The sequence below is a fragment of the Bacillus thuringiensis genome (assembly GCF_001182785.1).
Taxonomy (GTDB): Bacteria; Bacillota; Bacilli; order Bacillales; family Bacillaceae_G; genus Bacillus_A; species Bacillus_A thuringiensis_S.
Map to the genome: position 1 here is coordinate 80,279 of NZ_CP012099.1, position 7,222 is coordinate 87,500.

A 7,222-nucleotide genomic window follows, 5' to 3' on the forward strand; every position below is an offset into this window, starting at 1 on the left:
TAGTTGCTGGCAGTTTTTCTAGTTGAGTAGAAAATGCTATACTGTATATATTGTAAAAATTAATAGAGCTGGAGTGATATCAATATCATGGATAACATGAACCACGAAGAATTAAACGACCAATTGCTTGTTCGTCGTGAAAAGCTACATAATTTACGTGAGCAAGGAATCGATCCGTTCGGTAAAAGATTTGAACGCACAAATTCAACAACCGACTTAGTAAGTCTATATGGAGAATTCTCTAAAGAAGAATTAGAAGAGAAAGGAATCACTGTTTCTATCGCTGGTCGTATTATGACAAAACGCGGTAAAGGAAAAGCTGGATTCGCGCACATTCAAGATTTACATGGACAAGTTCAAATTTACGTTCGCAAAGATACTGTTGGAGATGAAGAGTACGAGTTATTTACGACAGCAGATTTAGGTGACTTAGTAGGTATTGAAGGTAAAGTGTTCAAAACAAACGTTGGAGAACTTTCAGTAAAAGCAACAGGATTTACGCTTTTAACGAAATCTCTTCGTCCATTACCGGATAAATATCATGGATTAAAAGATGTTGAACAACGATACCGTCAACGTTACTTAGACTTAATTACAAGTATGGAAAGTCGTGAAACATTTGTTACTCGTAGTAAAATCATTCGTGAAATGAGAAGATATTTAGATGATAACGGTTATCTTGAAGTAGAAACGCCTATGATGCACGCGATTGCAGGTGGAGCGTCTGCTCGTCCTTTCACTACGCATCATAATGCGTTAGATATGGAATTATATATGCGTATCGCAATTGAACTTCATTTAAAACGTCTTATTGTGGGCGGATTAGAAAAAGTTTATGAGATCGGCCGTGTATTCCGTAATGAGGGTGTATCAACTCGTCATAACCCTGAGTTTACGATGATTGAATTATATGAAGCGTACGCTGATTATAATGATATTATGAAACTAACAGAAAACATGGTTGCTCATATTGCCAAAAAAGTATTGGGTACAACAACAATCCAATATGGTGATTATGAAATTAATCTAGAACCAGAATGGACACGTCTTCATATGGTAGATGCGATTAAGCAACACTCTGGAGCGGATTTCTGGAATCCAATGAGTGTAGAAGAAGCGCGTGAGCTTGCAAAAGAACATAATGTAGAAATTAAAGATACAATGGAAGTTGGTCATATTATAAATGAATTCTTCGAACAAAAAGTAGAAGATAAATTAATCCAACCAACATTTATTTACGGTCATCCGGTAGAAATTTCGCCACTTGCGAAAAAGAATGACGAAGATCCACGATTCACAGATCGTTTCGAATTATTTATCGTTGCACGTGAACATGCAAATGCATTCACTGAGTTAAATGATCCAATCGATCAAAAAGAACGTTTTGAAGCGCAATTAAAAGAGCGCGAACAAGGTAATGACGAAGCTCATATGATGGATGACGATTATATTGAAGCTCTTGAGTACGGTATGCCTCCTACGGGTGGGTTAGGAATTGGTATTGATCGTCTAGTTATGTTATTAACAAATGCACCATCTATTCGTGATGTATTATTATTCCCTGCTATGCGCCATAAACAAGACTAAGCTTTGGAGATTTCTCCAAAGCTTTTTTTATTTGAGTATGAGTTGCGTGGGTATAATAGATCTTGATGGTGCGAGAAATTATATTTATATAGAAGAAATGTGCTGTTTTTATACTTTTTTACTAAGTTAAAAATTTTATTAGAAAAACTATTGCATTTTAATAATTAAACTGGTATATTTATATCCGTTGCCACGAAAGGTAACAAGCAAAACAAACGAAAAACAACTTATTGAAAAAAGTTGTTGACGAAAATATAACAGAATGTTATATTGATAAAGTCGCTTATGAGCGACAACGTAGTTCTTTGAAAACTGAACGAAACAAACAACGTGAAACGTCAATTTTTATTTTTAGATGCTAGACAAACTAACTTTATTGGAGAGTTTGATCCTGGCTCAGGATGAACGCTGGCGGCGTGCCTAATACATGCAAGTCGAGCGAATGGATTAAGAGCTTGCTCTTATGAAGTTAGCGGCGGACGGGTGAGTAACACGTGGGTAACCTGCCCATAAGACTGGGATAACTCCGGGAAACCGGGGCTAATACCGGATAACATTTTGAACTGCATGGTTCGAAATTGAAAGGCGGCTTCGGCTGTCACTTATGGATGGACCCGCGTCGCATTAGCTAGTTGGTGAGGTAACGGCTCACCAAGGCAACGATGCGTAGCCGACCTGAGAGGGTGATCGGCCACACTGGGACTGAGACACGGCCCAGACTCCTACGGGAGGCAGCAGTAGGGAATCTTCCGCAATGGACGAAAGTCTGACGGAGCAACGCCGCGTGAGTGATGAAGGCTTTCGGGTCGTAAAACTCTGTTGTTAGGGAAGAACAAGTGCTAGTTGAATAAGCTGGCACCTTGACGGTACCTAACCAGAAAGCCACGGCTAACTACGTGCCAGCAGCCGCGGTAATACGTAGGTGGCAAGCGTTATCCGGAATTATTGGGCGTAAAGCGCGCGCAGGTGGTTTCTTAAGTCTGATGTGAAAGCCCACGGCTCAACCGTGGAGGGTCATTGGAAACTGGGAGACTTGAGTGCAGAAGAGGAAAGTGGAATTCCATGTGTAGCGGTGAAATGCGTAGAGATATGGAGGAACACCAGTGGCGAAGGCGACTTTCTGGTCTGTAACTGACACTGAGGCGCGAAAGCGTGGGGAGCAAACAGGATTAGATACCCTGGTAGTCCACGCCGTAAACGATGAGTGCTAAGTGTTAGAGGGTTTCCGCCCTTTAGTGCTGAAGTTAACGCATTAAGCACTCCGCCTGGGGAGTACGGCCGCAAGGCTGAAACTCAAAGGAATTGACGGGGGCCCGCACAAGCGGTGGAGCATGTGGTTTAATTCGAAGCAACGCGAAGAACCTTACCAGGTCTTGACATCCTCTGAAAACCCTAGAGATAGGGCTTCTCCTTCGGGAGCAGAGTGACAGGTGGTGCATGGTTGTCGTCAGCTCGTGTCGTGAGATGTTGGGTTAAGTCCCGCAACGAGCGCAACCCTTGATCTTAGTTGCCATCATTAAGTTGGGCACTCTAAGGTGACTGCCGGTGACAAACCGGAGGAAGGTGGGGATGACGTCAAATCATCATGCCCCTTATGACCTGGGCTACACACGTGCTACAATGGACGGTACAAAGAGCTGCAAGACCGCGAGGTGGAGCTAATCTCATAAAACCGTTCTCAGTTCGGATTGTAGGCTGCAACTCGCCTACATGAAGCTGGAATCGCTAGTAATCGCGGATCAGCATGCCGCGGTGAATACGTTCCCGGGCCTTGTACACACCGCCCGTCACACCACGAGAGTTTGTAACACCCGAAGTCGGTGGGGTAACCTTTTTGGAGCCAGCCGCCTAAGGTGGGACAGATGATTGGGGTGAAGTCGTAACAAGGTAGCCGTATCGGAAGGTGCGGCTGGATCACCTCCTTTCTATGGAGAATTGATGAACGCTGTTCATCAATATAAGTTTCCGTGTTTCGTTTTGTTCAGTTTTGAGAGAACTATCTCTCATATATAAATGTATGTTCTTTGAAAACTAGATAACAGTGTAGCTCATATTTTTTTAATTTTAGTTTGGTTAAGTTAGAAAGGGCGCACGGTGGATGCCTTGACACTAGGAGTCGATGAAGGACGGGACTAACGCCGATATGCTTCGGGGAGCTGTAAGTAAGCTTTGATCCGAAGATTTCCGAATGGGGAAACCCACTATACGTAATGGTATGGTATCCTTACCTGAATACATAGGGTATGGAAGACAGACCCAGGGAACTGAAACATCTAAGTACCTGGAGGAAGAGAAAGCAAATGCGATTTCCTGAGTAGCGGCGAGCGAAACGGAACATAGCCCAAACCAAGAGGCTTGCCTCTTGGGGTTGTAGGACATTCTATACGGAGTTACAAAGGAACGAGGTAGACGAAGCGACCTGGAAAGGTCCGTCGTAGAGGGTAACAACCCCGTAGTCGAAACTTCGTTCTCTCTTGAATGTATCCTGAGTACGGCGGAACACGTGAAATTCCGTCGGAATCTGGGAGGACCATCTCCCAAGGCTAAATACTCCCTAGTGATCGATAGTGAACCAGTACCGTGAGGGAAAGGTGAAAAGCACCCCGGAAGGGGAGTGAAAGAGATCCTGAAACCGTGTGCCTACAAATAGTCAGAGCCCGTTAATGGGTGATGGCGTGCCTTTTGTAGAATGAACCGGCGAGTTACGATCCCGTGCGAGGTTAAGCTGAAGAGGCGGAGCCGCAGCGAAAGCGAGTCTGAATAGGGCGTTTAGTACGTGGTCGTAGACCCGAAACCAGGTGATCTACCCATGTCCAGGGTGAAGTTCAGGTAACACTGAATGGAGGCCCGAACCCACGCACGTTGAAAAGTGCGGGGATGAGGTGTGGGTAGCGGAGAAATTCCAATCGAACCTGGAGATAGCTGGTTCTCCCCGAAATAGCTTTAGGGCTAGCCTTAAGTGTAAGAGTCTTGGAGGTAGAGCACTGATTGAACTAGGGGTCCTCATCGGATTACCGAATTCAGTCAAACTCCGAATGCCAATGACTTATCCTTAGGAGTCAGACTGCGAGTGATAAGATCCGTAGTCAAGAGGGAAACAGCCCAGATCGCCAGCTAAGGTCCCAAAGTGTGTATTAAGTGGAAAAGGATGTGGAGTTGCTTAGACAACTAGGATGTTGGCTTAGAAGCAGCCACCATTTAAAGAGTGCGTAATAGCTCACTAGTCGAGTGACTCTGCGCCGAAAATGTACCGGGGCTAAATACACCACCGAAGCTGCGAATTGATACCAATGGTATCAGTGGTAGGGGAGCGTTCTAAGTGCAGTGAAGTCAGACCGGAAGGACTGGTGGAGCGCTTAGAAGTGAGAATGCCGGTATGAGTAGCGAAAGACGGGTGAGAATCCCGTCCACCGAATGCCTAAGGTTTCCTGAGGAAGGCTCGTCCGCTCAGGGTTAGTCAGGACCTAAGCCGAGGCCGACAGGCGTAGGCGATGGACAACAGGTTGATATTCCTGTACCACCTCTTTATCGTTTGAGCAATGGAGGGACGCAGAAGGATAGAAGAAGCGTGCGATTGGTTGTGCACGTCCAAGCAGTTAGGCTGATAAGTAGGCAAATCCGCTTATCGTGAAGGCTGAGCTGTGATGGGGAAGCTCCTTATGGAGCGAAGTCTTTGATTCCCCGCTGCCAAGAAAAGCTTCTAGCGAGATAAAAGGTGCCTGTACCGCAAACCGACACAGGTAGGCGAGGAGAGAATCCTAAGGTGTGCGAGAGAACTCTGGTTAAGGAACTCGGCAAAATGACCCCGTAACTTCGGGAGAAGGGGTGCTTTCTTAACGGAAAGCCGCAGTGAATAGGCCCAAGCGACTGTTTAGCAAAAACACAGCTCTCTGCGAAGCCGTAAGGCGAAGTATAGGGGGTGACACCTGCCCGGTGCTGGAAGGTTAAGGAGAGGGGTTAGCGTAAGCGAAGCTCTGAACTGAAGCCCCAGTAAACGGCGGCCGTAACTATAACGGTCCTAAGGTAGCGAAATTCCTTGTCGGGTAAGTTCCGACCCGCACGAAAGGTGTAACGATTTGGGCACTGTCTCAACCAGAGACTCGGTGAAATTATAGTACCTGTGAAGATGCAGGTTACCCGCGACAGGACGGAAAGACCCCGTGGAGCTTTACTGTAGCCTGATATTGAATTTTGGTACAGTTTGTACAGGATAGGCGGGAGCCATTGAAACCGGAGCGCTAGCTTCGGTGGAGGCGCTGGTGGGATACCGCCCTGACTGTATTGAAATTCTAACCTACGGGTCTTATCGACCCGGGAGACAGTGTCAGGTGGGCAGTTTGACTGGGGCGGTCGCCTCCTAAAGTGTAACGGAGGCGCCCAAAGGTTCCCTCAGAATGGTTGGAAATCATTCGTAGAGTGCAAAGGCATAAGGGAGCTTGACTGCGAGACCTACAAGTCGAGCAGGGACGAAAGTCGGGCTTAGTGATCCGGTGGTTCCGCATGGAAGGGCCATCGCTCAACGGATAAAAGCTACCCCGGGGATAACAGGCTTATCTCCCCCAAGAGTCCACATCGACGGGGAGGTTTGGCACCTCGATGTCGGCTCATCGCATCCTGGGGCTGTAGTCGGTCCCAAGGGTTGGGCTGTTCGCCCATTAAAGCGGTACGCGAGCTGGGTTCAGAACGTCGTGAGACAGTTCGGTCCCTATCCGTCGTGGGCGTAGGAAATTTGAGAGGAGCTGTCCTTAGTACGAGAGGACCGGGATGGACGCACCGCTGGTGTACCAGTTGTTCTGCCAAGGGCATAGCTGGGTAGCTATGTGCGGAAGGGATAAGTGCTGAAAGCATCTAAGCATGAAGCCCCCCTCAAGATGAGATTTCCCATAGCGTAAGCTAGTAAGATCCCTGAAAGATGATCAGGTTGATAGGTTCGAGGTGGAAGCATGGTGACATGTGGAGCTGACGAATACTAATAGATCGAGGACTTAACCATATAATATGTAGCAATGTTATCTAGTTTTGAAAGAATATAAAAAAACTTGTTGACTTTAGAAGTTAAATGAGTTACAATAATTCTTGTCTTAAATGAATATAGTCTGGTAATGATGGCAGAGAGGTCACACCCGTTCCCATACCGAACACGGAAGTTAAGCTCTCTAGCGCCGATGGTAGTTGGGACCTTGTCCCTGTGAGAGTAGGACGTTGCCAGGCAAACGGAGGATTAGCTCAGCTGGGAGAGCACCTGCCTTACAAGCAGGGGGTCGGCGGTTCGATCCCGTCATCCTCCACCATTTAGCCGACTTAGCTCAATTGGTAGAGCAACTGACTTGTAATCAGTAGGTTGGGGGTTCAAGTCCTCTAGTCGGCACCAGTTTTAATTACGAGAGCCATTAGCTCAGTTGGTAGAGCATCTGACTTTTAATCAGAGGGTCGAAGGTTCGAATCCTTCATGGCTCACCATTTTAATGAAATATGCGGGTGTGGCGGAATTGGCAGACGCACTAGACTTAGGATCTAGCGCCTTTGGCGTGGGGGTTCGACTCCCTTCACCCGCACTTTTAATAAAATATCTCAAACATGTCTTGCGGAAGTAGTTCAGTGGTAGAATACAACCTTGCCAAGGTTGGGGTCGCGG

At 46.6% G+C, this 7,222-nt stretch carries 1 protein-coding gene, 5 tRNA genes and 3 rRNA genes (1 of these 9 only partly in view); all 9 read left to right on the forward strand.

What is annotated here, in order from left to right:
* The first annotated feature begins 87 nt into the window (after window positions 1-87).
* Window positions 88-1,587 carry a lysine--tRNA ligase gene (gene lysS, locus AC241_RS00430; protein WP_016079499.1) on the forward strand — a complete coding sequence of 500 codons (1,500 nt, stop codon included), beginning with the start codon at window positions 88-90 and terminating at the stop codon, window positions 1,585-1,587.
* Window positions 1,588-1,960: 373 nt separating this feature from the next.
* A 16S ribosomal RNA gene (locus tag AC241_RS00435) occupies window positions 1,961-3,512 on the forward strand.
* Between the two features lie 146 nt (window positions 3,513-3,658).
* Window positions 3,659-6,580: ribosomal RNA gene (locus AC241_RS00440) — 23S ribosomal RNA — on the forward strand.
* A gap of 102 nt (window positions 6,581-6,682) precedes the next feature.
* Window positions 6,683-6,798 (forward strand): 5S ribosomal RNA (gene rrf, locus AC241_RS00445).
* The 16S, 23S and 5S rRNA genes sit together here with 5 tRNA genes alongside, the layout of an rRNA operon.
* Window positions 6,799-6,802: 4 nt before the next feature.
* A tRNA-Val gene (locus AC241_RS00450) sits at window positions 6,803-6,878 on the forward strand.
* 4 nt (window positions 6,879-6,882) lie between these two features.
* Window positions 6,883-6,958, forward strand: a tRNA-Thr gene (locus tag AC241_RS00455).
* A gap of 13 nt (window positions 6,959-6,971) precedes the next feature.
* Window positions 6,972-7,047 (forward strand) — tRNA-Lys (locus tag AC241_RS00460).
* Window positions 7,048-7,061: 14 nt separating this feature from the next.
* Window positions 7,062-7,142: transfer RNA gene (locus AC241_RS00465), tRNA-Leu, on the forward strand.
* Window positions 7,143-7,171: 29 nt separating this feature from the next.
* Window positions 7,172-7,222: transfer RNA gene (locus AC241_RS00470), tRNA-Gly, on the forward strand; it runs 24 nt beyond the window's last position.

What these genes read in the sequence shown, in the direction of transcription:
- lysS (WP_016079499.1), top strand. Translation starts at nt 88, where the DNA reads ATGGATAACATGAACCACGAAGAATTAAACGACCAATTGCTTGTTCGT.